This window comes from Falsiroseomonas ponticola (assembly GCF_016805305.1).
GTDB lineage: Bacteria > Pseudomonadota > Alphaproteobacteria > Acetobacterales > Acetobacteraceae > Falsiroseomonas > Falsiroseomonas ponticola.
In genome coordinates, this window is sequence record NZ_JAERQN010000006.1 from 186319 (window position 1) to 208377 (window position 22059).

Sequence of the window (22059 nt, forward strand, 5' to 3'; positions counted from 1 at the left end):
CCAGGGGCGTCTCGCCCCTGGCGGATGGGGTCCGGGGAAGGCAGCGCCTTCCCCGGCGCTTTGTCAGTCCGCCTGTATCCCCGCAGCCTGGATCAACCGCGCCTTGTAGGCCAAATCATCCCGCAGAAACGCCGCCGTCGCCTCGGGCGTCGCCGCATGCACGGTGTAGCCCGCCGGTGCCAGGATGCGGTCCCGCACCGCGGGCTCCGCCATGGCCGCCGCGATGTCCCGGTGCAGGCGTGCCACCAGCGCGGGGGGCGTCGAGGCGGGTGCGAAGGCGCCGAACCAGGTGCGGGGGTCGATATCCCCGAAGCCCGCTTCCACCAGGGTCGGCACCTCCGGCAGCGCCTCGAACCGCGTGGGCTTGCCGACCGCGAGGGCCCGCAGCGTGCCGGCGCGGATGTGTTCGGCGCCGCTGGCGATGCCGGCCAGCGTCATCTGCACTTCGCCCGCCACGGTCGCCAGCACCGCCGGTGTCAGCCCGCGATAGGGGACGTGGACCATCTCGATCCGTTCGCGGGCCATCAGCGCGCCGAAGCAGAGATGCGGCTGGCTGGCGCTGCCATAGGAGCCGAAGTTGAGCCGCCCCGGCGCCGCGCGGGCCGCCGCCACCAGCTCCGCCATGGACCGCGCGCCGACCGAGGGATGCACCAGCACCATCTGGTGCACATCGACCAGCAGGCTGATCGGCGCCAGGTCCCGCATCGGGTCATGCGGCAGGGCGCGGATCAGGTGCGGGTTGGAGGTGATGGAATTGTCCGCGGTGATCAGCAGCGTGTGGCCATCGCCGGGCGCCTTGGCGACGATGTCGGTGCCCGGCACGGTCGAACCGCCCGGCCGGTTGTCCACCACCACCGGCTGGCGCCAGGCCGCCTGCAGGCGATCCGCCAGGGCGCGCGCCAGCGCATCCAGCCCGCCACCCGGCGGGAAGGGCACCACCAGGCGCACCTGGCGGGTGGGGTAGTCGGTCTGCGCCTGGGCCACGGCGGGCAGGGCGAGGGCGGCCAGCAGGGTGCGGCGGGCAAGGCGCATCAACGGTCTCCCTGGATCTGGGCGCGCAGCAGCGCGAGCGTGAAGGCGGGGGCCTCGACCTCGGGCAGGTGGCCGATGCCCTCGGGCGAGAGGAAGCGGGCGCCGGGAATGGCCTCCGCGATCATGCGGCCGACATCGGGCGGGTTCACGACGTCGTCCTGGCCGGTGATGGCCAGCGTCGGCGCCGTGATCCGCGGCGCGTAGTCCGCCACCACATCCACCTGGTCCGTCGCCTGGGCGGATTGCATCAGCCCGGCCGGGTTGGTCGCCGCCACCATGCCACGGACGAGGTCGAGCACCAGCGGCGCGGCCCTGGGCGAGATCAGCTTGTCCGACCGCGTGCGCGCCAGCGCGACGCCGCCCTCCGCGACGCTGGCCTTGCGCATGGCGAGCATGGCGGCGCGGCCTTCCTCGCCCTTCCAGCGCTGGCCGCGCGACGTGCCCATCAAGGTCAGCGAGGCCACCCGGGCGGGGTGCCGCGCCGCCAGGCAGGCGCCGAGCATGGAGCCGAAGGAGGACCCCGCCACATGCACCGGGCCCTCGACGCCGAGCGCGCCCAGCAGCGCCACCGCCGCCTCGACATAGTCCTCCGCCCGCGGGCGCTCCGCCAGGAAGGGGTCGGACATCAGGTAGCCCGGCGCGTTCCAGGCGATGACCCGCGCCACATCCGACAGGCCGGCCAGCACGAAGCGCCAGCCCATGGAATTGGCACCGATGCCATGCAGGCAGAGCAGCGTCGCCGGCCCCTCCCCCGCCTCCATGTAGGAAAGCCGGCGCCCCGACAGCCCGAGCGCCCCTCCATCGACCTCCGTGAAGCGAAGGTCCGGCAGGGGCGCCACCGGCGTGCCATCGGGGTGGGTCGTCACGGCTGATCCTTCTCCTGCCCAAGGGATGAGGCCCAAGGCGGCGGGTCATTGTCCTGGAAACGGCCGCGGCGCATGCGGCCCCGCGACAGCTCCGTCACCACGCCATGCAGCGTCCGCAACTCCTGCGCCGTCACCTCGCCCCGTTCGAACCAGTGGCGAAGGTTGCGCACCATGCCGGGGCGCTTCGGCGCATTGTGCAGGAAGCCCGACGCATCCAGCTCATCCACCAGCCGCGTGAGGAAATTCTCGAGCTCGCCCTTCGTCGCCGGGCGCGTCTCGTTCATCTGGAAGTCGCGCGGCGACGTCGTCTCCGCCTGCATCCACCACTCATAGGCCAGGATCATCACGGCCTGGGCCAGGTTCAGCGAGGTGTGCTGCGGGTTCAGGGGATAGCGGACCAGCGTGTCGCAATGCGCGAGGTCATCGGCCTCCAGCCCCGCCCGCTCCGGCCCGAACAGCACGGCGACGCGCAGGCCGCGGCCATTGATCTCGCGAAGGTCCTCGGCGGCGGCGCGGGCATCGCGCATCGGGATGATGACGTGGCGCGGGCGCGGGCAGGTGCCGAAGACGCGATGGCAATCGGCGACGGCGGAAGCGATGTCGGGGAAGACCTGCGCGGCATCGATGATGGCATCGGCGCCGGAAGCGGCGGCATAGGCGTTGGGCTGCGGCCAGCCATCGCGCGGGGCGACGATCCGCAGATGGAAAAGGCCGCCATTGGCCATGGCGCGGGCGGCAGTGCCGATATTGGCGGCCATCTGGGGGCGGACGAGGACGACGATGGGGGATTCGCCGGGGGCGGGCGTCAGCAACGCACCGCCTTCGCCGCGGCCGCCGGTCATGCTGTGCGCAGGGGGAGCGCTGCTCCCCCTGCACCCCCTCGCCAGGGTCCAACCGGACCCTGGACCGGGAGAACAAACACTTCCTTCATCGCGCCAGGAACGCCCGAAGTCTGGCGATCTCGGACTCCTGCGCGGCGATGATCTCCTCGGCCAGCTTGCGCATGTCGGGGTCGGTGCCGTGACGCAGCTGGATGCGCGCCATCTCGATGGCGCCCTGGTGGTGCGGAATCATGCCGGCGGCGAAATCCCGGTCGGCATTGCCGGTGAAACGGATGTCCATGTCCCGGTGCATCCGCGCATTGGCCGCGCGGAACTCCCGCGTGCTTGCCGGCTCCTGCACGCCAGGCGCGGGACGCGAACCATGGCCCTGGTGCCCCTGCTGCGCGAAGGCAGGCGTGGCGGCGAACAGGGCGGCGGCGAGGGCAAGACGGATCATGGCGGTTCCTCCGGTGATGAAGCCGGATGCCGACATGGGGCCTTGCCCCCGTGGGAAGGCAAGAGGCGTCACGCCCGCCGCCAGGTCGTGCCCGCCGGCCCGTCCTCCAGCAGGATGCCCTGCGCCGCCAGCTCCTTGCGGATGCGGTCGGCCTCGCCCCAATCCTTCGCCTTCCGCGCCGCGAGACGCGCGGCGATGGCGGCCTCGATCGCCGCATCGTCGCCGCCCTCGCCCCGGAACCAGGCCGACGGCGCCTGGCCGAGCAGGCCGAGCAGCTTCCCGCAGGCCAGGATGCGGCCCTTCAGCATCGGAAGGTCGGCGGTGGCATCCCGCCCCAGCGCATCATTCGCGGCCGAGACCAGGTGATGCAGCGTCGCCAGCGCCAGCGGCGTGTTGAGGTCATCGGCCAGCGCGGCCTCGAAGCTCGGCGCTTCCCAGGCCAGCGGCTCGGCGTCCGCCACCGCCTCGACATCCTCCATCTTCGCCAGCGCCCGGTAGAAGCGGTCCAGCTCCCGCCGCGCCTCCTCCAGCCCCGCCACGGTGTAGTCGATCGCCATGCGGTAATGCGTCCGCAGCAGCAGCAGGCGAAACGCCTCCCCGGCCCAGGGGCCGAGGGCCAGGATGTCCTGCACGGTGCGGAAATTGCCGAGGGACTTCGACATCTTCTCGCCGTCCACGAGCAGCATGCCGTTATGCATCCAGTACCGGGCGAAATGGCTGCCGGGGAAGGCGCAGACGGATTGCGCGACCTCGTTCTCATGGTGCGGGAACATGAGGTCGGCGCCGCCGCCATGGATGTCGAAATCAGGGCCGAGATGCTTCCAGGACATGGCGGAGCATTCGATGTGCCAGCCCGGACGGCCGCGGCCCCAGGGGCTGTCCCAGCCCGGCTGCTCCGGCGTGCTGGGCTTCCACAGCACGAAATCGCCGGGATCGCGCTTGTAGGGCGCGACCTCCACGCGGGCGCCGGCCAGCATCTCCTCGGGGCTGCGGCCGGACAGCGCGCCGTATTGCGCGAAGCTGGCGACGGCGAAGAGGACATGGCCCTCCGCCGCATAGGCGTGGCCATTGGCGATGAGGCGCTCGATCAGCGCCACCATCTCCGGGATGGTGCCGGTCGCGCGCGGCTCCACATCCGGCGGCAGGTTGCCGAGTGCGGCCATGTCGCGGTGGAAATCGGCGGTGGTGCGGCTGGTGACGCTGTCGATCGGCTCCCCGCTGTCGCGCGCGCGGTCGATGATCTTGTCGTCCACATCGGTGATGTTGCGGGCGTAGGTGACCTTCGGGAAAACGCGCCGCAGCAGCCGCGCCAGCACGTCGAAGACGACGACGGGGCGGGCATTGCCGAGATGCGCCAGGTCATAGACCGTCGGGCCGCAGACATAGAGGCGGACATGCTGGTCATCGAGCGGGATGAACCGCTCCTTGCGCCTGGTGGCGCTGTTGTGCAGCTGGATTTCCATGCGACTCAGCCTGGGATGGCCAGCGTCAGGCGGCGAAGCGCCTTCTCGCGGCCGATCAAGGGAAGGAAGACCTTGAGGTCGGGGCCGTGTTCCTCGCCCGTCAGGGCGCGGCGCAGCGGCAGGTACAGCGCGCGGCCCTTGCGGCCGGTGCTGGCTGCCAATGCTCCGGTCCAGGCCGGCCAGGTCGCCTCATTCCAGGGTTCCTCAGGCAAGGTCCCGATCGCCGCGCGCAGGAGATCGGCATCGGCGGGATCGGAGAGGGGCACGATATCCCCCGCAACGACATCCCACCAGTCCCGTGTTTCGCGGAACAGATCGACATTGCCGCGCACCGCCAGCCAGAAATCCTCCCCCGCCCCTTCCGGCAGCCGCGGCTGGACGGCGGCGAAGGGCAGGCCGTGCAGGTGCTTGCGGTTCAGCGCCAGCATCTGCTTCAGGTCGAAGCGCGCCGCGGAGTGGGACACGCGGCCGAGGTCGTAGCCGGGTGCGAGCTCCGCCGGCATGGCCGCCACCGGATCGGCGGAGGTGCCGAGCGCCGCCAGGTAGCCGACCAGCGCCGCGGGCTCGATCCCGTCCCGCCGCAGCTGCCGCAGGCCCACGCTGCCCGTGCGCTTGGACAGCGGCCCGCCATCGCTGTCCGTCAGCAGCGGCAGATGCGCGAAGCGCATGGCGCCCGGCCTGCCGCCCAGCGCCTCGAAGATGTCGAGCTGGATGCCGGTGTTGGTGACGTGGTCCTCGCCCCGGATCACGTCGGTGATCCCCATCTCCAGGTCATCGACCACGGAGGTGAAGGTGTAGAGGAAGCTGCCATCGGCGCGGATCAGCACGGGGTCCGACAGGCTCGGCAGCTTCACCGAACGGCGCCCCAGCACGCCATCCTGCCATTCGACGCTGGTGTGGGAGAGCTTGAAGCGCCAATGCGGCGACTTGCCGTTGGCGATGGCGCGGTCCAGCTGCTCCTTCGTCATCTTGAGCGCGGCGCGGTCATAGATGGGCGGGCGGCCCTGCTTCTGGCGCTGCTCCCGCTTGAAGGCGAGTTCCTCCTCCGTCTCCAGGCAGGGGTAGAGGCGGCCGGACTTCTTCAGCACCTCCGCCGCCGCGGCGTAGCGGGCCAGGCGGTCGGTCTGGCGCACCAGCCCATCCCAGTCGAGGCCAAGCCAGTGCAGGTCCTCCTCGATCGCCTGGGCGTATTCGGGCTTGGACCGCTCCGTATCCGTATCGTCCAGGCGCAGCAGGAAATGGCCGCCATGGCGCCGCGCGAGGCACCAATTGGCGATGGCGATCCGGGCATTGCCGACATGCAGCAGGCCGGTGGGAGAGGGGGCGAAACGGACTTTCATCGGGGGCACAGGAACGACATGGCGCGGCGGAAGGCAAGGCGTGCCGAGCAACTCCGCGGCATCGAGCGCCTCTCTCCATCATTTGGGCGCAATTGGCGCGATAATCGGCAGGTGAAACGCCATGCCCTGGCATGGGGGAGAGAGTGATGATCAAGCGGATGCTGTTGGTTGGCACGGTGCTGGTGGCCGCCCTGGCGGCGGCCCCTGCCCCGGCGCAGGCGGATTGGCGCGGCCGCGGCCACCACCACGGCCACAATGGCAGCGGGGTGGCGCTGGGCGCGCTGCTCGGCCTTGGCGCGGGGGTCGCGGTGGGCGCGGCGCTGGCGCCGCCGCCGCGCGTGTACTACGCGCCGCCGCCCGTCTATTACGCCCCGCCGCCGGTGGTCTATGTGCCGCCGCCCGTCTACTACGCGCCGCCGCCGGTCTATTATGCGCCGCCGCCGCGGGTCTATTACGCCCCGCCGCCGGTCGCCTATGTGCCGCCCGCGCCGCCGCCCTATGCGGTGCCCGTGCAGGGGGGCGGGTGGAAGTAGGCCTGGCGGCCTACTCCTCCTCCTCCTCGTCATCCCCGTCGCGCCGCGGGTCGAGCACGCGCCAGTTGCGCTCCTCGGCATCCGTCGCGCGGCGGGCGGCGAAATCATGGATCTCGGTGGCGCTCTTCCAGGCATCGTCGCCGGCGCCGGTCACTTCCGCATCCTCGCCCCAGGCGAACCAGGCTTCCAGCACGGCGGAGGCATCCATGCCGCGGGTGCGGCAGCGATCGACCGAATCCCGGACGTAGCGGCGCGCGAAGGCATTGGCGTGGGCGATGGTGTCGAAGCCGCGCACCACCTCCACGGGGTCCGACCCGTTGGCCCCCGAGAGATCCATGATCTTCACCGCGAGCCCGGGGACGGTGCCGAAGCCGCCGCCCGCGAAGATCGGGTCCTGCTCGGAATCGCTCATGCGATCAGCGCCGAGAAGCCGTTGGTGAGGGGGTAGCGGCGGTCGCGGCCGAAGGCGCGGGGCGTGATCTTCACCCCCGGCGGCGCCTGGCGGCGCTTGTATTCGGCGCGGTCCAGCATCCGCCACACCCGCAGCACCGTGGCGCGGTCATGCCCCGCCGCCACCAGCGCATCCACGCTGAGCTCCCGCTCCACCAGCCCTTCCAGGATGGCGTCCAGGATCTCATAGGGCGGCAGCGTGTCCTGGTCCTTCTGGTCGGGCTTGAGCTCCGCCGAGGGCGGCTTGGTGATGACGCGCTCCGGCATCACGGCGCCCCTCGGGCCCTGCGCGCCCTCCGGGAAATTCTCGTTCCGCCAGCGGCAGAGCGCGAAGACCGTCATCTTCCAGACGTCCTTCAGCACGGAATAGCCGCCGCACATGTCGCCATAGAGCGTGGCGTAGCCCGTGCTCATCTCGCTCTTGTTGCCCGTGGTCAGCAGCATGTCCCCGAACTTGTTGGACATCGCCATCAGGGTCACGCCACGGATGCGCGATTGCAGGTTTTCTTCCGTGATGTCGGGCGGGCGGTTGCCGAAGGCGGGCGCCAGCATGCCCGTGAAGGCTTCCATGGCGGGCCCGATGGGCACGCTTTCGTAGCGGATGCCGAGCAGCCGGGCGCAATCCGCCGCATCCTCCAGGCTTTCGGTGGAGGTGTAGGGGGAGGGCATCATCACCGCCCGCACCCGGTCCGGCCCCAGCGCATCCGCCGCGACGGCGGCGGAGAGCGCGGAATCGATGCCGCCCGACAGGCCCAGCACCACGCCGGGGAAGCGGTTCTTGTCCACGTAGTCGCGCAAGCCCAGCATCATGGCGCGGTAGATCTGCTCCAGCCGCGGCATGGCGGGCGCCACGGCCTGGGGCGCGCAGGCCCAGCCCTTCGGGCCGCGATTCCATTCCGTGACCAGCACCTGTTCGGCGAACATCGGCATCTGCACGGCCAGGCTGCGATCGGCGTTCAGCACGAAGGACGCGCCCTCGAACACCAGCTCGTCCTGGCCGCAGACCTGGTTCAGGAAGACGAAGGGCAGCCCCGTCTCCACCACGCGGGCGACGGCGAGTTGCACGCGCGTATCCTGCTTCTCGGCCTCGAAGGGCGATCCGTTGATGCTGATCAGCATCTCCGCCCCACTTTCCATCAGCGTCTCGCTGACCGAGGGGAACCACCAATCCTCGCAGATCATCAGGCCGAGGCGGACGCCGCGGAAGGCCACCGGGCCGGGCGCGGGGCCGGCCATGAAGACGCGCTTGTCGTCGAAGACGCCGTAATTCGGCAGCTCATGCTTGGCGCGGCGCGCCTGGATGCGGCCGCCTTCCAGCAGGAACAGCGCGTTGTGGAGGCGATCGCCATCCCGCCAGGGGCCGCCCACCACCACGCCCGGGCCGCCATCCGCGGTTTCCGCGGCCAGCGCCTCGATCCGCGCCAGGCAGGCCTCGACGAAGGCGGGCTTGAGTACCAGGTCCTCCGGCGGGTAGCCCGCGATGGAGAATTCGGGCGTGACCAGCAGATCCGCCCCCTGCGCCGCCGCTTCGGCGCGCGCGGCGCGGATGCGGTCCGCATTCCGGTCGAGCGCCCCCTCATGCGGGTTGATCTGGGCCAGGGCGATGCGGAGGCGGTCGGTCATTTTTGGAAGCTAGGTTCCGCCCCCCGTCGGGTCAACGCGCGGGTGATGCGGGGTTGGGCTGCAGCACCCCGATCACCATCCCCGCCGTCACCAGCGCCACGCCCGCCAGCGCGGCGACACCCAGCGGTTCCCCCAGCAGCGGCCAGGCGGCCAGCGCGGCCATCCCCGGCACGAGGGAGGTGATGGTCGTGGTCCGCCCCGGCCCGATGGCGGTGACGGCGCGGGTGAAGAGGAACCCCGCCACCAGCACCGCGAAGACGCCCTGGAACAGCATCTGGAAGCCGATGACGCCCCAGCTTGCGGCCTGCAGGTTGGACGGCAGCGCCAGCCACCAAACCGGCAGGTAGACCGGCCCCGCCCAGAGGGCGACGGCCATGGTCCCCTCCACCGCGGAGATGCGCCAGCGCCGGATGGCCGTGGTGTAGATCGCCCAGGACAGGCTGGCGCCGAGGAACAGCAGGTCCCCCCGCCAGCTGCCGGGATGGTCCCCGAAGGTGCCGATGGCCAGCAGCAGGATGCCCGCCGCCACGATGCCGAGCGAGGCGAAGCGCCGCCTGGTCCAGGCCTCCCCCAGCAGCCAGAGGCCGAGGGCGGCGGTGAAGAAGGGCAGCATGCCCGTCATGAACACCCCCGCATGCGCCACGGGCGCGAAGCCGAGGGCGACATAGGCCGCCAGCGGAAAGCCGAAGGCCGCGGTGCCGAGCACGACGAGCAGCCGCACGCCCCGCAGCCTCGGCCAGCCCAGCCATGCCACCAGCGGCAGCGCGGCCAGGAAGGCGCCCATGTGGCGCAGCGCCGCCGTGTCCCAGGGCGTCAGCGCCTGCTTCGCCGAAAGCCGCGCCGTAAGCAGGAAGCCCACCCAGAGGAACAGCACGGCGAAGGCGCAGGCATAGCCGATCCGGCGTTCGCGCCGGGCCCCTGGGGAGGTTGGTTCCATGACGGCGACACTAGGCGGGTGTTCACGCCCTGCCCATCGGGATGCGAGAATGGCAGCCATGAGCGCGCCATCCCCCTTCCGCCCCGGTGACCTGCTGCCGGCCCTCGCCCTGCCGGATTCCGCGGGCCAGCCCTTCGACCTGGCCCAGCAGACCATCGCGGATCGCTACCGGATCCTGCTGCTGGGGGCGGAGGCGGCGCGGCAGGCGGGCGACCCCGCCATCGCGAAGGCGGGCGCGGTGCCGATCGTGGTGCTGCCGGAATCCCCGCCCTCGAAGCCCCCGGCACCCGGCGCGACGCGGGTCTTCGATGCGGACCGGAAGCTGTTCCTGGGGCTCGGCCTGGCGGAGGGCGGCGTCGCGCTGGTCACGCCGCGCGGGCGGCTGGCCTATGCCGGGGTGGGTGAGGAGGCGGTCGCCACCGCGCTCGCCCTGGTGCCGCCCCCTGCCCCGCCCGCCCCGGTGCGGCGCGGCGGCGCGCCGGCGCTGATCATCCCGGGCATCCTGGAGCCCGACTTCATCAAGGCGTTGCTGGCGCATTGGGAGAAGGGGGAGAAGGCGACGGACCGCGTCGCATCCTCCGCCGGCGGCGCGGGGGCGGGCAAGGTCGCGAACATCAAGCGCCGCGCCGATGTCTTCCTGGACGACAAGGCGCTCTATGAGGGCTTCCAGCGCCGGATCGAGCGCCGCGTGGTGCCGGAGATGTGGCGCGCCTACCGCTTCCGCGCCGCCAGCTTCGAGGTGCCGCGCATCGGCTGCTACGACAGCGCCAATGCCGGCGCCTTCGGCGCCCATCGCGACAACCGCACCCCCTTCACGGCGCATCGCCGCTTCGCGATGAGCCTGAACCTGAACACGGGCGACTATGAGGGCGGCACGCTGCGCTTCGGGGAATTCGGGCCGGAGGAATACGAGCCCGAGGCCGGCGGCGCGGTGATCTTCTGTTGCGACCTGCTGCATGAGGCGCTGCCGGTGACGAAGGGGCGGCGCTTCGCGATCTTCACCTTCTTCACGGATGCGGAGGGGGCGCAGCAGGAGAGGCGCCTGATGGCGGAGGCGAAGGCGCGGGGGCAGGGTGGGGTGACGCTGCGGTAGTCGCTGGGGAAGGCGCTGCCTTCCCCAGACCCCATCCGCCAGGGGCGAACCGCCCCTGGACCGTCGTCAGATCAGGCGTGCCCCTCGCCGTTCCGCTTCCGCGCCCCGTTCCGGCGCAGCAGGAATTCGCGGCCGACCTTCACCCGCGGCGCCCCGTCATACTCGACGATGTCGGCCGTTGCGTAGGTCTCGCTCCAGGCCTCGGGAATGAAACTCCCGGTGCCGACCACGTCGATCGGCGCCTTGGCCTCCGCCACCACGCGACACTTGCCGACGCCGAAGCCGGAGGAGACGACGATCCGCACCTTCGGATAGCCCGCCTCGTCCAGCGCCTCCCGCATCCGCCAGACGGCGGCGGCGGAGACGCCGGTGCCGACGAGGTGGCGCAACTCCGTCTCGCTGCGATAGCGCCGCACGGCCTGGGGCGCGTGGCGTTCCAGCACGGCGTAGCTCTCGCCGGGGTCCAGCCCCTCCAGGAACCGCCCGCCATGGGTGTCGAGCCTGACGGCCAGCCGCCCCGCCGCGGCCAGTTCGGGAAAGCGCGCGCAGACGGCGAGCGCGTCCGTCACCTCCCGCCCGAAGTAATCGACCAGCACCGTCAAGTCGGAATCCGGGAAGGTTTCATGAAACATCTCGGCGGCGCGGACGGTGGTGCCGGCATAGCCGATCAGGGCATGCGGCATGGTGCCGAGGCCCCGCGGCGCGCCGAACCAATGCGCCGTCGCGTCATTGGCGTTGCCGATGAAGCCCTTCGCCCCCTCCCGCTTGGCGGCCTCGCTCCCGATGGCGGCGGCATAGGCCATCATGTCCTGCATCTCCGCCCCCGCGCAGTGCCGCGCATCCATGGCGAGGAAGGGCACGCCCGGCAGCTCGAGGCACATCTGGTAGGCGTTGTGCGCGGCGACGCAGGCGGCGCCGAGCTTCTGCAGCAGCAGCGTCTCCAGGTCCGCGAGCTGCACGAAGGAGCCGGAGAGGTAGAAGATCGGGTCGCCCGCGCCGACCCAGTCACCCTCCCGGTGCATCAGCTCGATGTCGAACTTCGTCCCCCGCGCCTCCGCCACCGCTTCCAGCCAGGCGGTGGCGAGCCGGGGGGCGGAGATCACCGGCCGCCGGAGGAAGACCGCGTAGGTGACGCGGCAATCCCCGAAGCGGGCGACCACGGCCTTGGTCCGGTTGAAATAGGTGTCCGTCCAGGCCGGGACCGCACCCTCGGCCGGGGACGGGCCATCCCGCCCCGGCGTCCCCGCCGTCACTGCGCGGCCTTGGCCGGCAGGGTGGCGGCGCCCGGGCGCCGCGCCTTCAGCTCCTCCGCGATCAGGAAGGCCAGTTCCAGCGACTGCTCCGCATTGAGTCGCGGGTCGCAGAAGGTGGCGTAGTTGGCGGAGAGGTCGGCCTCCGTCAGGCGATGCGCGCCGCCCAGGCACTCCGTCACGTTCTGGCCGGTCATCTCGACATGCACGCCGCCCGGCACTGTCCCTTCGGCCGCATGGCAGTCGAAGAAGCCGCGCACCTCGCCGAGGATGGCGTCGAAGCTGCGGGTCTTGTAGGCGCCGGCCTTCACGCCGTTGCCATGCATGGGATCGCAGAGCCAGACCACGTTGCGGCCGGCCTTCTTCACCGCGCGCAGCAGGCCGGGCAGCTTCGCCTCCACCTTCTCCGCCCCCATGCGGGAGATGAGGGTGAGGCGCCCCTTCTCGTTCGACGGGTTCAGGATCTCCGTGAGCCTCACCAGCTCATCGGCCTCCATGCTCGGCCCGACCTTCATGCCGATCGGGTTGGCGATGCCGCGCATGAACTCGACATGCGCGCCATCGGGCTGCCGGGTGCGGTCGCCGATCCAGAGGAAATGGGCGGAGCAGGCGAAATGCCGGCCCGGATGCGTGCTGGGCTGGCGGGTCAGCGCCTCCTCGAACGGGAGAAGAAGTGCCTCGTGGGACGTATAAAACTCCGTCTCCCGCACCTGCGGCAGGTCGGACATCCCGCAGGCGCCCATGAAGCGCAGCGTCTCATCGATCCGGTGCGCGAGGCCCGCATAGCGGTCCGCCAGCGGGCTGCGCGCGGCGAAGTCGAGGTTCCAGCGATGGACCTCGTGCAGGTCCGCATAGCCGCCGGTCGCGAAGGCGCGCAGCAGGTTCAGCGTCGCGGCCGATTGGAGGTAGGCGAATTCCATGCGGCCGGGATCGGGCACGCGGGCTTCCGCGGTGAAGTCGGGGCCGTTGACGATGTCCCCGCGGTAGGAGGGCAGGGTCACGCCCTCCACCGTCTCCGTGTCGCTGCTGCGGGGCTTGGCGAATTGCCCGGCCATGCGGCCGAGCTTCACCACCGGCAGGGCGGCGCCGAAGGTCAGCACCACCGCCATCTGCAGCAGCACCCGGAAGGTGTCCCGGATGTTGTTGGCGTGGAATTCCGCGAAGCTCTCCGCGCAGTCACCCCCCTGCAGGATGAAGGCGTTGCCATCGCCCGCACGCGCCAGCTGGGCCTTCAGCCGATCAGCCTCGCCTGCAAAAACGAGGGGGGGAAATCGCCGGACCTTGTCCTCCATGGCCTTCAGTCGGGCCTGGTCGGGATAATCCGGCACCTGCCGGATGGGCATCGCCCGCCAGCTGTCCGGGGTCCACGCGCGCGCACTCATGTTCCTGGGCTCCACTCCGAACCCCGGACTGTAGCGGCAGGGCCCGGTTTCGCAAAACCTGACTACTCCGCCGCCGCCTTCACCCCGGCTTCCCGGGTGCGGGTGCGCAAGGTCACGAACTCCTCCGCCGCGGTGGGGTGGATGCCGATGGTGCGGTCGAAATCGGCCTTGGTCGCGCCCATGACCACCGCGATTCCAATGCCTTGCATGATCTCGGCCGCGTCCTCCCCGATCATGTGGGCGCCCAGCACCTTGTCCGTCCGCTGGCACACGATGAGCTTCATGAGCGTCCGGCGGCCCTGGCGGCGGCTGATCGTGTGCCGCATGGGGGTGAAGCGGGTGACGTAGATATCGACCGGGCCCTCGGCGGCGGCCTCGGCCTCCGAGAGCCCGACGGTGCCGATGGGGGGGGAGGTGAAGACCGCCGTCGGCACGTTGCGGTAGGAGGCGCGGCGGGGCTTGTTGCCGAACAGCGTATCCGCCAGCGCATGGCCGACCGCGGTCGCCATGGGGGTCAGGTTCACCCGGTCGATCACGTCGCCGATGGCGTGGATATGGGGCTGGCTGGTCCGGTGGTCGTCATCCACGGTGATGGCGCCGTCCTTGTCCACCGCCACGCCGGCTGCCTCCAGCCCGAGCTTCGCCGTGTAGGGCTTGCGGCCGGTGCAGAAGAAGACCGCATCCACCTCCCGCATCATGTTGTCCGCGGCGGTGACGATCACCTGGCCCTCGACGCGGGCCAGCGAGGTCGGCGCGGCATTGGCGTTGAGGCGGATGCCCTGGGCGGTCAGCGCCTCCACCACCGCCTGGCGGATATCCTCGTCGAAGCCGCGCAGCGGCAGGGCGGCGCGGTACATCACATCCACCTCCGCCCCCAGGCCGCGCAGGATGCAGGCGAATTCGAGGGCGATGTACCCCCCGCCCACAACGACGACGCGCTTCGGCAGCTCGGGCAGGGTGAAGAGGTCGTCCGAGATCAGGCCGATCTCGGCGCCCGGGATCTGCGGGCGGACGGCCTGGCCGCCGGTCGCGATGACGATGCGCTCCGCCGTCACGCGCTTCTCGCCGACCTGGATGGTATGGGCATCGACCAGCGTGGCGCGGGCGTTGAAGATGGTGGCGCCGGCGCCCTGCAGCAGCTTGTCGTAGATGCTGGACAGGCGCGCGACTTCCGCATCCCGCGCCTGGGCCAGCTTCGCCCAGTCATGGCCTTCGGTCGTGATGGTCCAGCCGAAGGCGGCCGCATCCTCCGCCCACATGCCGTATTCCGCGGCGTTCACCATGATCTTCTTCGGCACGCAGCCGACATTGACGCAGGTGCCGCCCCAGAAGCGCTCCTCCGCGATCCCGACCCGCGCGCCATGGCCCGCCGAGATGCGCGCGCAGCGCACGCCGGCGGAGCCGCCGCCGATGACGAAGAGGTCGAAATCATAGGCCATGGGCGTGCCCTTCAGATGCCGGCGGGTGGCCCCGCGCTCGGCCCAGAGATGGCACTGTCCCGGCACTTGATCCAGACCACCAGCATGGCCGCGCCGCCCGCCAGCATGAGCCAGGCGCATTGCGAGAAGGCGATCAGCATCAATCCAGGCAGCCCCGCCGAGGCACGGAACTTGAACCCGCCATCGGCCCGCAACCCGCCGGTATCGAGCGAGAGCGACCACAGGACCGCCAGGCTGAACACCACGCCGAACAAGGCCATCGCCCAGGGCCTGATCCGCCGCGCCCATGTCTGGGGCGAGGTTGCCACGCTTTGGCGGAAGTTCAGCGCCGCCTTTGCAGGCTTGGCCGCCACCCGAGCGATGAACAGCAAGCCCAGCGCCAGGCCCGAGACATGCCCGACCGCCAGCAGATGGGCATTCACCATGCCCGGCACGGGATCGCCCTGCGCCGCATGCCCGGCCAGGATCACGGAGGCCAGGGGCAGCAATTCCTGGATCACTGGCAGGCTCGGCGCCACCCAGGCGGCTGCCGCGCCTTCATGCACGAACCGCAGGGCTGTCAGCGCCAGGCCGTAGGGATAGGCCAGCAGCCCCACGAGCAGAAGCCAGCGCTGCGGCCCCGGCGGCAGCGCCGCGATCCAGTTCCGGATCACGGCGCCCAGCCCCTCAGGTCCCGATGCCGCCCAGCGCGATGTACTTGATCTCGAGGTAGTCCTCGATCCCGTACTTGCTGCCCTCCCGCCCCAGGCCGCTCTGCTTCACGCCGCCGAAGGGCGCGACCTCGGTGGAGATGATGCCTTCATTCGCGCCGATGATGCCGGCCTCCAGCGCCTCCGCCACGCGGAAGATGCGGCCGATGTCGCGGGCGTAGAAATAGGCGGCCAGGCCGAACTCGCTGTCATTGGCGAGCGCGATGGCCTCCTCCTCCGTCTTGAATCGGAATAGCGGCGCCACGGGGCCGAAGGTCTCCTCCCGGAACACCACCGCATCGGCGGGGACATTGGCGAGGATGGTGGGCTCGAAGAAATTGCCGCCGCGGGCATGGCGCTTGCCGCCGGTGACGATGGTGGCGCCCTTCGCGGTGGCATCCGCGATGTGCTCCTCCACCTTCGCCACCGCATCGGCGTTGATCAGCGGGCCCTGCGTCACGCCGGCTTCCATGCCGTTGCCGACCTTCAGCGCTTCCACCGCCGTCTTCAGCTTGGCCGCGAAGGCGTCATAGACGCCGTCCTGCACCAGGATGCGGTTGGCGCAGACGCAGGTCTGGCCGGTGTTGCGGTACTTGGACGCCATGGCGCCCTGCACCGCGGCATCCAGATCCGCATCGTCGAAGACGATGAAGGGGGCGTTGCCGCCCAGCTCCATCGAGGTCTTCTTGATGGTCGGCGCGCATTGCGCCAGCAGCTTGCGGCCGACTTCCGTGGAGCCGGTGAACGACAGTTTCCTCACATTCGGGTTGGAGGTGAGTTCGCCACCCGTCTCGCCGGACGGCCCGGTGATGACGTTGCAGACGCCGGCGGGCATGCCCGCGCGTTCCGCCAGCACGGCCAGCGCCAGGGCCGAGAAGGGGGTCTGCGACGCCGGCCGGATCACGCCGGTGCAGCCCGCGGCCCAGCCGGGGCCGGCCTTGCGGGTGATCATCGCGGCCGGGAAATTCCAGGGCGTGATGGCGGCGAAGACGCCGATCGGCTCCTTCATCACCAGCACGCGGCGGCCCTTGGCGTTCTGCGGGATGGTGTCGCCGTAGATCCGCTTCGCCTCCTCCGCGAACCATTCGATGAAGGAGGCGGCGTAGGCCACCTCCCCCTTCGCTTCCGCCAGGGGTTTGCCCTGCTCCGCCGTCATGATCGCGGCCAGGTCGTCGGCATTGGCGAGCATGAGGTCGTTCAGCTTGCGGAGGATCGCGGCGCGTTCCTTGGCGAGCATGGCGCGCCAGGCGCCGAGCGCGGCGGCGGCGGCATCGATGGCGCGGCGCGTCTCCGCGGCGCCCATGGCGGGGACCTGGCCCACCACCTCCCCGGTCGCGGGGTTGCGCACCGCGATGGTCTTGCCGCTATCGGCCTGGACCCACTGGCCACCGATCAGGTTGGCTTGGCGGAACAGGTCGGGGTCCTTCAGCGGCAGGCTGGCTGTGACGTCGAGCATGGCGTGTTCCTTCGTCCCTTCCCCCAGGCGACCTCAGATGGGTCCGGCGGTGCGCGATGTCATCGCGCCGGCTTGCCCTTGAAGCCCGCCTTGAAGCCACGGCCCGGCTTGTTGACCTGGCGGCCCCGCGCCAGGGCCATGGCATCGGCGGGCACATCCTCGACCACCACGCTGCCGGCGGCAACCAGGGCACGGTCGCCGATGGTGACGGGCGCGACCAGCGCGCTGTCCGATCCGATGAAGGCGCCTTCCCCGATCACCGTGCGGTGCTTGCTCACGCCATCGTAATTGCAGGTGATGGTGCCGGCGCCGATGTTGGCCCGCGCGCCGATCTCCGCATCGCCGAGGTAGCTGAGGTGGTTGGCCTTGGCGCCCTGGCCCAGCACCGCCGCCTTCAGCTCCACGAAATTGCCGACATGCGCGGCTTCCCCGACCACCGTGCCGGGGCGGAGCCGCGCGAAGGGGCCGATGACGGCGCCCTGCTTCACCACGCAGCCCTCCAGGTGGCTGAAGGCGCGCACCTCCACGCCATCCTCCAGCGTCACGCCGGGGCCGAAGACGACATTCGGGCCGATGGTCACGTCCTGGCCGATGGCCGTGTCCCAGGAGAGCACGACGCTCTCCGGCTGGATCAGCGTCGCGCCCCCCGCCATGGCGGCCGCGCGCAGCGCCTGCTGCGCCTCCGCCTCCGCCCCCGCCAGCTCCGCCCGGCTGTTGATGCCGCGCAGCTCCGCCTCCGGCGCCTCCACCGCCACGACGCGCCGGCCGATGGTGACGGCGAGCGAGACGACATCCGTCAGGTAGAATTCGCCCTTGGCATTGGCGTTGGTGACCTGGCGCAGCAGCGCGAACAGCTCCGCCGCCGGGGCGCAGACCACGCCGGCGTTGCAGAGCGGGATGGCGCGCTCCGCCTCCGTCGCATCCGCCCATTCGACGATGCGATCGACATCGCCCGCAGCATTGGTGACGACGCGGCCATACTGCCCGGGATCGGCCGGGCGCATCGCCACCAGCGCCAGCCCGGCTTCCTGCCGCGCCGCGACCAGGCGCCGCAGCGTGCCCACCGTGATCAGCGGGTTGTCGGCATAGAGCACCGCGACATCGCCGCCCGACCCCGCCAGCAGCCCCGCCGCCTGCAGGGCCGCATGCCCGGTGCCGAGCCTTTCGGCCTGCACCACGGTCGCATGCGGCGCGACGGCGCGTTCCAGCTCCGGCATGTCCGGCCCCACCACCACCACCGCTTGGTCGAAGACCTGGGTGGCGGCGGCCAGCAGGTGCTGGACCATGGGGCGCCCCGCGATGGGGTGGAGCGCCTTCGGAAGGCGGGAGCGCATGCGGGTGCCGAGGCCGGCGGCGAGGATCAGGGCGGTGCTGGGCATGCCCCCCGCGTAATCCCGCGCCCGCCCCTTCCGCAAGCCTCGGCCTGACCGTAGGACGGGGCCATGACCCGGATCGCAGTCTTCGACCTCGACGGCACGCTGGTGGACAGCGCGCCCGACCTCCATGCCTCGCTCGACCGGCTGATGGCCAGGCGCGGCCTGCCCGGCTTCCGGCGGCCGGAGGTCGTCGCCATGATCGGCGATGGCGCCAAGGTGCTGGTGGAACGCGCCCTCGCCGCCCGCGGCCAGGCCTTCGACCAGGCCGCGCTGGACTGGTTCCTGGAGGATTACGGCGCCAACGCCATGGTGGAGACCGCCGCCTTCGACGGCATTTCCGGCGTCCTGGCCACGCTGAAGGCCGAGGGCTGGCGCATGGCCGTCTGCACCAACAAGCCGGTGGCGCCGGCGCGCACGCTGCTGGCCGGGCTCGGCATCGACCACTATTTCGACGCCATCGGCGGGGGCGATTCCTACCCCGTCCGCAAGCCGGATCCCGCCCATCTGCACGCCACGCTGCGCGATGCCGGGGGCGTGGCGCGGGACGCCATCATGATCGGCGACCACCACAACGACGTGGCGGCGGGGCGTGGCGCGGGGGTGCCGGTGATCTTCGCGGGCTGGGGCTATGGCCCGCTGGCCATGGCGGCCGGGGCGCCGGTGGCCGCGACGCCGGCCGAGCTGCTGCCGCTACTGCGCGCGGGCCTGGGTGGTTAGGGGCTCCGCCTTCAGCAGGATCGCCGTCGCGGTACCGAACCAGCGGGACGGCATCTCCACCCGCACCGGGATGGGCGGCGCGCCGGCGAAGGGGGCGGCGACCCAGGCCGTGCCGGGGGTCGGCCGGCCTTCATCCCCGCTGCCATCCTTGCGGAAGCCGGCGATGACCCGCGCTTCGAAGCCGCAGCGCAGCGCATCCCCGTGCCAGGCATTGCGGGAGGGGAAGATGCGTTCCCACCCCGCGCTGCGGCTGGTGTAGTCGCTGCGGCGGCGGCCATCGAAGACCGCGGCCTGGCCATCGCAGCTGCCGGTGCTGGCGATGGCGCGGGAAAGCTGCGCCAGGGCGGAGAGCGCATCGACCGTGCCGCGCTGCAGATCGGCCGGCACTTCCTCCCGCTCCTCCGCATTGGGGGGCACCAGGTCGCGGATCACGGGGTTGCCGCCGCGCCAATCCACCAGGGTGCGCCGCGGGCGGCCGCGCCAGGTGCCTTCCGAGGCGTAGGAGGCCGGCGCGGCGAGACCGCCGGACCAGCCGCCGGCGACGCGCGTCGCCTGCTCCCCGGGCGCGAAGACGGCGGCCAGGCCCCGGGTGCGCAGCGTGGTGGCCAGGCGGTAGCCGCCCGGCGTCACCTCCATCTCCGCCTCCATGGTCAGGACGACCATCCCCGCGGCATGGACCTCATAGGTCGCGCGCAGCGGCTGCGCCGCGGCCGGCAGGGCCGTGGCGCAAAGGGTCAGGATCGCAGCGGCGGCCGGCAGGGTGGGGCGCATGGCCTTCCATATCGGCGGCCCGGCGCGAATGCCAAGCGCCTTCCGGGGCAGCGCTTGACACCCGCCCCCCGCCGCCATATTCAGCGCGCCCCGAGGGATGGGCGCGTAGCTCAGCGGGAGAGCATCGCCTTCACACGGCGGGGGTCACAGGTTCAATCCCTGTCGCGCCCACCATCCCCCAGGCTTCCAGAGATTGATGGCGTGGTGGGGAAGCCCCGAAGGGCCTCCCCTTTTCGTGCTCAGTTCGCCGGCGGCGCGCCCGGGCCGCGGCGGCCTTCCGGGCCGGGGCCCGCATGGTGGTGGCGCGGGCCGCGATGCTCCGGCCGCACCTCCTCCCGGCTCAGCGCGCCGTCGCCATTCGCGTCACGGGCGCGGAACATCGCCTCGGCGAAGGGCGTGATCTCCTGCAGCGTCACGCGGCCATCGCCATTCGCATCCACGGCCCGGAACATCGCCGCGGCATGCTGCTGGGCCTGCGGCGGCGGCGTGCGGCCGCCCATGCGGGCCTGGGCATAGGCCGTGAATTCCTCCAGCGAGACGCCGCCATCGCGGTTCGCGTCCACTTCCTGGAAGCGGGCCGCCAGCCAGGCGCGGCCTTCCTCCAGCGTCACGCGGCCGTCATTGTTGACGTCGGCGCGGGCGAAGGCCTCCCCCACCGCGAAGCCGCGGGCGGGGGGCGGCGGGGGCGGGCCGCCGGCACCCGGCGCGGGCTGGGCCAGGACGGGCGCCGCGCCCGCCGCCAGGATGAGCGCCGCGCCGGCCAGCAGGCCGATCTTCTTCGATGCCATGTCGTGTTCTCCGTTTCTTGCCGGCACCGCGCCGGTCTGAGGGGAACATGGCCATCGCTTGCAACAGGGGCGTGTCCGGCGGGGTGTCGGTGCGTGAGGAACGGTAACGTCCCTCCCACGTGGTCACCCCGCCTTGGGCGTGCCCCCCTCGCCCAGGTCCCACCACATCCCCGCGAAGCCCGCGATGCCCTCCCGCGCGGCCGCGATCAGCAGGTGCTCGTCCGGCCCGTGCTGCTTGCAGCCATTGTAGCTGTGCGGCACCCAGACCAGCGGCACGCCGAGATGGTCCACGAAGACATCGCCCGGCAGGCCGCCGGAGCTGTTCGGGATGATCTGCACCGGCTTGTCCAGGGTGCGCATCAGCGATTCATGCGCCCAGCGCACCCAGGGATGGTCCGGCGCCGTGCGGCTGGCGGGCATGCGGATGCCGGGATTCTCGATCGTGACCTGCGTGAGCCCATGCGCATCCAGATGCGCGCGCAGCGCGGGCAGGAAATCGGCCGGGTCGCTGTCCACGGTGTAGCGGATCTGGCAATGCGCGCGGGCATCGGGCGCCACCGCGTTCACCGGATTGTCCGGGCGGCCGGAGGTCATGGCCAGGACGATGAAGCTGTTCCAGCCATAGATCTTCTCGGCCGCGGTCAAATTGGGCTCGCCCCAGCCCGCATCGATCGTCGCCGCGCCATCGCCGCCGCCCACGGGGCAGCCATCCAGCACGCCCTTCACCGCGGCCGGCACGCCGTTCCTCGGCAGCCAGTCCCGCACCAGGATCTTGCCCTCCCGGTCCATGATGGTGGAGAGCGCATGGGCGAGGATGATGGCGGGGTCCGTGGTCAGCCCGCCCCAATGGCCGGAATGGACGCCGCCCGCGCGCAGCCGCACCGCCAGGTCGAAATGGAAGGTGCCGCGCGTGCCGGTCGCGATGGTGGGCACGCCGGGCTCGACGCGCGGCCCGTCGGAGGCGATCAGCGCATCGGCCGAGAGTTCCGCCGCATGGGCGGCGACGAATTCACGGAGCCCCTTGGAGCCGCGTTCCTCCGCCGTCTCGATCACCAGCTTGATGTTGGCGCCGAGCCTGCCGCCGCGCTCCGCCAGCACCGCCTCCAGCGCCGCGATGTTCAGCGCGTGCTGGCCCTTGTTGTCGGCGGTGCCGCGGCCGTACCAGCGGCCATCCTCGGTCGTTACCGTCCAGGGATCGAGCCCCGCGCGCCACTGGTCCGCGAGCCCGCGCACCGTGTCGCCATGGCCGTAGAGGAGAACGGTCGGCAGGGCCGGATCCTCGATCCGCGTGCCCATCAGGATGGGGCCGAAGCCCGGCAGCGGGTTCGGGTGGATGGAGACGGCGAAGCCGAGGCGCTTCAGCCAGGGCTCCATCGTCTCCGCCAGATAGGCATCGAGGGCGGGGGCGGATTCCGCCTCCTGCGAGGTGGAGGGGATGGCGACGAGGGAGCGGAGAAGCTGCTCGAACCCCCCCTCGTCGAAGAAGGTCAAAGCGCGCCCGATGGCCCCGCCGCGTGTGCCCATAACGATGTTCGGTTCCGAGTGGTGAAGAGGGCGGGAGGATGGCCCAGCCGGC

At 71.3% G+C, this 22059-nt stretch carries 21 protein-coding genes and 1 tRNA gene; 4 read left to right on the top strand and 18 right to left on the bottom strand.

The annotated features are described in order from the left end of the window. Positions 1 to 63 precede the first annotated feature (63 nt). From JJI54_RS18680 to gltX, 6 genes are all read right to left on the bottom strand, one after another. Positions 64 to 1032 (bottom strand): Bug family tripartite tricarboxylate transporter substrate binding protein, encoded by a 969-nt coding sequence (locus JJI54_RS18680; RefSeq protein WP_203074572.1) that lies wholly within the window; start codon positions 1030 to 1032, stop codon positions 64 to 66. Then, on the bottom strand, positions 1032 to 1898 hold the full coding sequence (locus tag JJI54_RS18685) for an alpha/beta fold hydrolase (protein WP_203074573.1): 867 nt from the start codon (positions 1896 to 1898) through the stop codon (positions 1032 to 1034). The genes JJI54_RS18680 and JJI54_RS18685 overlap by 1 nt, the downstream gene beginning before the upstream one ends. Beyond that, positions 1895 to 2740 carry an RNA methyltransferase gene (locus tag JJI54_RS18690; RefSeq protein ID WP_203074574.1) on the bottom strand — a complete coding sequence of 282 codons (846 nt, stop codon included), beginning with the start codon at positions 2738 to 2740 and terminating at the stop codon, positions 1895 to 1897. Before JJI54_RS18690 ends, JJI54_RS18685 begins: the two co-directional genes overlap by 4 nt. Before the next feature lie 85 nt (positions 2741 to 2825). After that, the gene (copM, locus tag JJI54_RS18695; RefSeq protein WP_226381899.1) at positions 2826 to 3212 is read right to left on the bottom strand and encodes a CopM family metallochaperone; all 387 of its coding nucleotides are present in this window, start codon (positions 3210 to 3212) and stop codon (positions 2826 to 2828) included. Positions 3213 to 3244: 32 nt separating this feature from the next. Next, positions 3245 to 4639: a cysteine--tRNA ligase gene (cysS, locus tag JJI54_RS18700; protein ID WP_203074575.1), complete on the bottom strand. Its 1395-nt coding sequence runs from the start codon at positions 4637 to 4639 to the stop codon at positions 3245 to 3247. Between the two features lie 5 nt (positions 4640 to 4644). Further along, positions 4645 to 5979: a glutamate--tRNA ligase gene (gene gltX, locus JJI54_RS18705; protein WP_203074576.1), complete on the bottom strand. Its 1335-nt coding sequence runs from the start codon at positions 5977 to 5979 to the stop codon at positions 4645 to 4647. A 146-nt stretch (positions 5980 to 6125) separates the two neighbouring features. Between gltX and JJI54_RS18710 the strand changes: the two genes are divergently transcribed. Beyond that, on the top strand, positions 6126 to 6512 hold the full coding sequence (locus tag JJI54_RS18710) for a hypothetical protein (protein WP_203074577.1): 387 nt from the start codon (positions 6126 to 6128) through the stop codon (positions 6510 to 6512). 10 nt (positions 6513 to 6522) lie between these two features. Here the strand turns inward: JJI54_RS18710 and JJI54_RS18715 are convergent, their stop codons facing one another. Genes JJI54_RS18715 through JJI54_RS18725 form a run of 3 tightly spaced genes read right to left on the bottom strand, consistent with a single transcriptional unit; the run spans position 6523 to position 9522 of the window. Further along, a complete protein-coding gene (locus JJI54_RS18715) occupies positions 6523 to 6924 on the bottom strand; it encodes a hypothetical protein (protein ID WP_203074578.1) in 402 nt (133 codons plus the stop codon). Continuing rightward, positions 6921 to 8585, bottom strand: coding sequence for an NAD+ synthase (locus JJI54_RS18720; protein WP_203074579.1), 1665 nt, complete (start codon positions 8583 to 8585; stop codon positions 6921 to 6923). Before JJI54_RS18720 ends, JJI54_RS18715 begins: the two co-directional genes overlap by 4 nt. Positions 8586 to 8616: 31 nt before the next feature. After that, positions 8617 to 9522 (bottom strand): DMT family transporter, encoded by a 906-nt coding sequence (locus tag JJI54_RS18725; RefSeq protein ID WP_203074580.1) that lies wholly within the window; start codon positions 9520 to 9522, stop codon positions 8617 to 8619. Between the two features lie 58 nt (positions 9523 to 9580). Here JJI54_RS18725 and JJI54_RS18730 point away from each other — a divergent pair, with 58 nt between their 5' ends. After that, entirely contained in the window at positions 9581 to 10615 is a 1035-nt protein-coding gene (locus tag JJI54_RS18730) for a 2OG-Fe(II) oxygenase family protein (protein WP_203074581.1), read from the top strand. 71 nt (positions 10616 to 10686) lie between these two features. Here the strand turns inward: JJI54_RS18730 and JJI54_RS18735 are convergent, their stop codons facing one another. The 6 genes from JJI54_RS18735 to glmU form a co-directional block, all read right to left on the bottom strand. Further along, positions 10687 to 11868, bottom strand: coding sequence for a beta/alpha barrel domain-containing protein (locus JJI54_RS18735; protein WP_203074582.1), 1182 nt, complete (start codon positions 11866 to 11868; stop codon positions 10687 to 10689). Beyond that, positions 11865 to 13247, bottom strand: coding sequence for a class II 3-deoxy-7-phosphoheptulonate synthase (locus JJI54_RS18740; protein WP_203074583.1), 1383 nt, complete (start codon positions 13245 to 13247; stop codon positions 11865 to 11867). Before JJI54_RS18740 ends, JJI54_RS18735 begins: the two co-directional genes overlap by 4 nt. Before the next feature lie 62 nt (positions 13248 to 13309). Next, positions 13310 to 14686 (bottom strand): glutathione-disulfide reductase, encoded by a 1377-nt coding sequence (gene gorA / locus JJI54_RS18745; protein ID WP_203074584.1) that lies wholly within the window; start codon positions 14684 to 14686, stop codon positions 13310 to 13312. Between the two features lie 11 nt (positions 14687 to 14697). After that, a complete protein-coding gene (locus tag JJI54_RS18750; protein WP_203074585.1) occupies positions 14698 to 15339 on the bottom strand; it encodes a hypothetical protein in 642 nt (213 codons plus the stop codon). A 13-nt stretch (positions 15340 to 15352) separates the two neighbouring features. Further along, positions 15353 to 16831, bottom strand: coding sequence for an NADP-dependent succinate-semialdehyde dehydrogenase (gabD, locus tag JJI54_RS18755; RefSeq protein ID WP_264177197.1), 1479 nt, complete (start codon positions 16829 to 16831; stop codon positions 15353 to 15355). Between the two features lie 59 nt (positions 16832 to 16890). Continuing rightward, positions 16891 to 18210: a bifunctional UDP-N-acetylglucosamine diphosphorylase/glucosamine-1-phosphate N-acetyltransferase GlmU gene (gene glmU, locus JJI54_RS18760; RefSeq protein ID WP_203074586.1), complete on the bottom strand. Its 1320-nt coding sequence runs from the start codon at positions 18208 to 18210 to the stop codon at positions 16891 to 16893. Between the two features lie 63 nt (positions 18211 to 18273). On the opposite strand from glmU, the gene JJI54_RS18765 reads away from it, so the two are divergent. Beyond that, complete coding sequence (locus JJI54_RS18765) at positions 18274 to 18924, top strand: HAD-IA family hydrolase (protein ID WP_203074587.1); 651 nt, start codon at positions 18274 to 18276, stop codon at positions 18922 to 18924. Here JJI54_RS18765 and JJI54_RS18770 read toward each other — a convergent pair. After that, on the bottom strand, positions 18898 to 19695 hold the full coding sequence (locus JJI54_RS18770) for a DUF3108 domain-containing protein (RefSeq protein ID WP_203074588.1): 798 nt from the start codon (positions 19693 to 19695) through the stop codon (positions 18898 to 18900). The two genes, JJI54_RS18765 and JJI54_RS18770, sit on opposite strands and share 27 nt — an antisense overlap. A 99-nt stretch (positions 19696 to 19794) precedes the next feature. Here JJI54_RS18770 and JJI54_RS18775 point away from each other — a divergent pair. After that, positions 19795 to 19869: transfer RNA gene (locus JJI54_RS18775), tRNA-Val, on the top strand. Positions 19870 to 19934: 65 nt separating this feature from the next. Here the strand turns inward: JJI54_RS18775 and JJI54_RS18780 are convergent. Next, a complete protein-coding gene (locus JJI54_RS18780) occupies positions 19935 to 20483 on the bottom strand; it encodes an EF-hand domain-containing protein (RefSeq protein WP_203074589.1) in 549 nt (182 codons plus the stop codon). 123 nt (positions 20484 to 20606) lie between these two features. Next, positions 20607 to 22007 (bottom strand): M20/M25/M40 family metallo-hydrolase, encoded by a 1401-nt coding sequence (locus JJI54_RS18785; RefSeq protein ID WP_203074590.1) that lies wholly within the window; start codon positions 22005 to 22007, stop codon positions 20607 to 20609. Between the last annotated feature and the right edge of the window lie 52 nt (positions 22008 to 22059).

Excerpts from the sequence above, each read along its gene's own strand:
- JJI54_RS18770 (WP_203074588.1), bottom strand. The coding sequence starts at position 19,695 with ATGCGCCCCACCCTGCCGGCCGCCGCTGCGATCCTGACCCTTTGCGCC.
- JJI54_RS18725 (WP_203074580.1), bottom strand. The coding sequence starts at position 9,522 with ATGGAACCAACCTCCCCAGGGGCCCGGCGCGAACGCCGGATCGGCTAT.
- JJI54_RS18730 (WP_203074581.1), top strand. The coding sequence starts at position 9,581 with ATGAGCGCGCCATCCCCCTTCCGCCCCGGTGACCTGCTGCCGGCCCTC.
- cysS (WP_203074575.1), bottom strand. The coding sequence starts at position 4,639 with ATGGAAATCCAGCTGCACAACAGCGCCACCAGGCGCAAGGAGCGGTTC.
- JJI54_RS18740 (WP_203074583.1), bottom strand. The coding sequence starts at position 13,247 with ATGAGTGCGCGCGCGTGGACCCCGGACAGCTGGCGGGCGATGCCCATC.
- gltX (WP_203074576.1), bottom strand. The coding sequence starts at position 5,979 with ATGAAAGTCCGTTTCGCCCCCTCTCCCACCGGCCTGCTGCATGTCGGC.
- JJI54_RS18785 (WP_203074590.1), bottom strand. The coding sequence starts at position 22,007 with ATGGGCACACGCGGCGGGGCCATCGGGCGCGCTTTGACCTTCTTCGAC.
- JJI54_RS18780 (WP_203074589.1), bottom strand. The coding sequence starts at position 20,483 with ATGGCATCGAAGAAGATCGGCCTGCTGGCCGGCGCGGCGCTCATCCTG.
- gorA (WP_203074584.1), bottom strand. The coding sequence starts at position 14,686 with ATGGCCTATGATTTCGACCTCTTCGTCATCGGCGGCGGCTCCGCCGGC.
- JJI54_RS18680 (WP_203074572.1), bottom strand. The coding sequence starts at position 1,032 with ATGCGCCTTGCCCGCCGCACCCTGCTGGCCGCCCTCGCCCTGCCCGCC.
- JJI54_RS18710 (WP_203074577.1), top strand. The coding sequence starts at position 6,126 with ATGATCAAGCGGATGCTGTTGGTTGGCACGGTGCTGGTGGCCGCCCTG.
- glmU (WP_203074586.1), bottom strand. The coding sequence starts at position 18,210 with ATGCCCAGCACCGCCCTGATCCTCGCCGCCGGCCTCGGCACCCGCATG.
- JJI54_RS18715 (WP_203074578.1), bottom strand. The coding sequence starts at position 6,924 with ATGAGCGATTCCGAGCAGGACCCGATCTTCGCGGGCGGCGGCTTCGGC.
- copM (WP_226381899.1), bottom strand. The coding sequence starts at position 3,212 with ATGTCGGCATCCGGCTTCATCACCGGAGGAACCGCCATGATCCGTCTT.
- gabD (WP_264177197.1), bottom strand. The coding sequence starts at position 16,831 with ATGCTCGACGTCACAGCCAGCCTGCCGCTGAAGGACCCCGACCTGTTC.
- JJI54_RS18720 (WP_203074579.1), bottom strand. The coding sequence starts at position 8,585 with ATGACCGACCGCCTCCGCATCGCCCTGGCCCAGATCAACCCGCATGAG.
- JJI54_RS18690 (WP_203074574.1), bottom strand. The coding sequence starts at position 2,740 with ATGACCGGCGGCCGCGGCGAAGGCGGTGCGTTGCTGACGCCCGCCCCC.
- JJI54_RS18765 (WP_203074587.1), top strand. The coding sequence starts at position 18,274 with ATGACCCGGATCGCAGTCTTCGACCTCGACGGCACGCTGGTGGACAGC.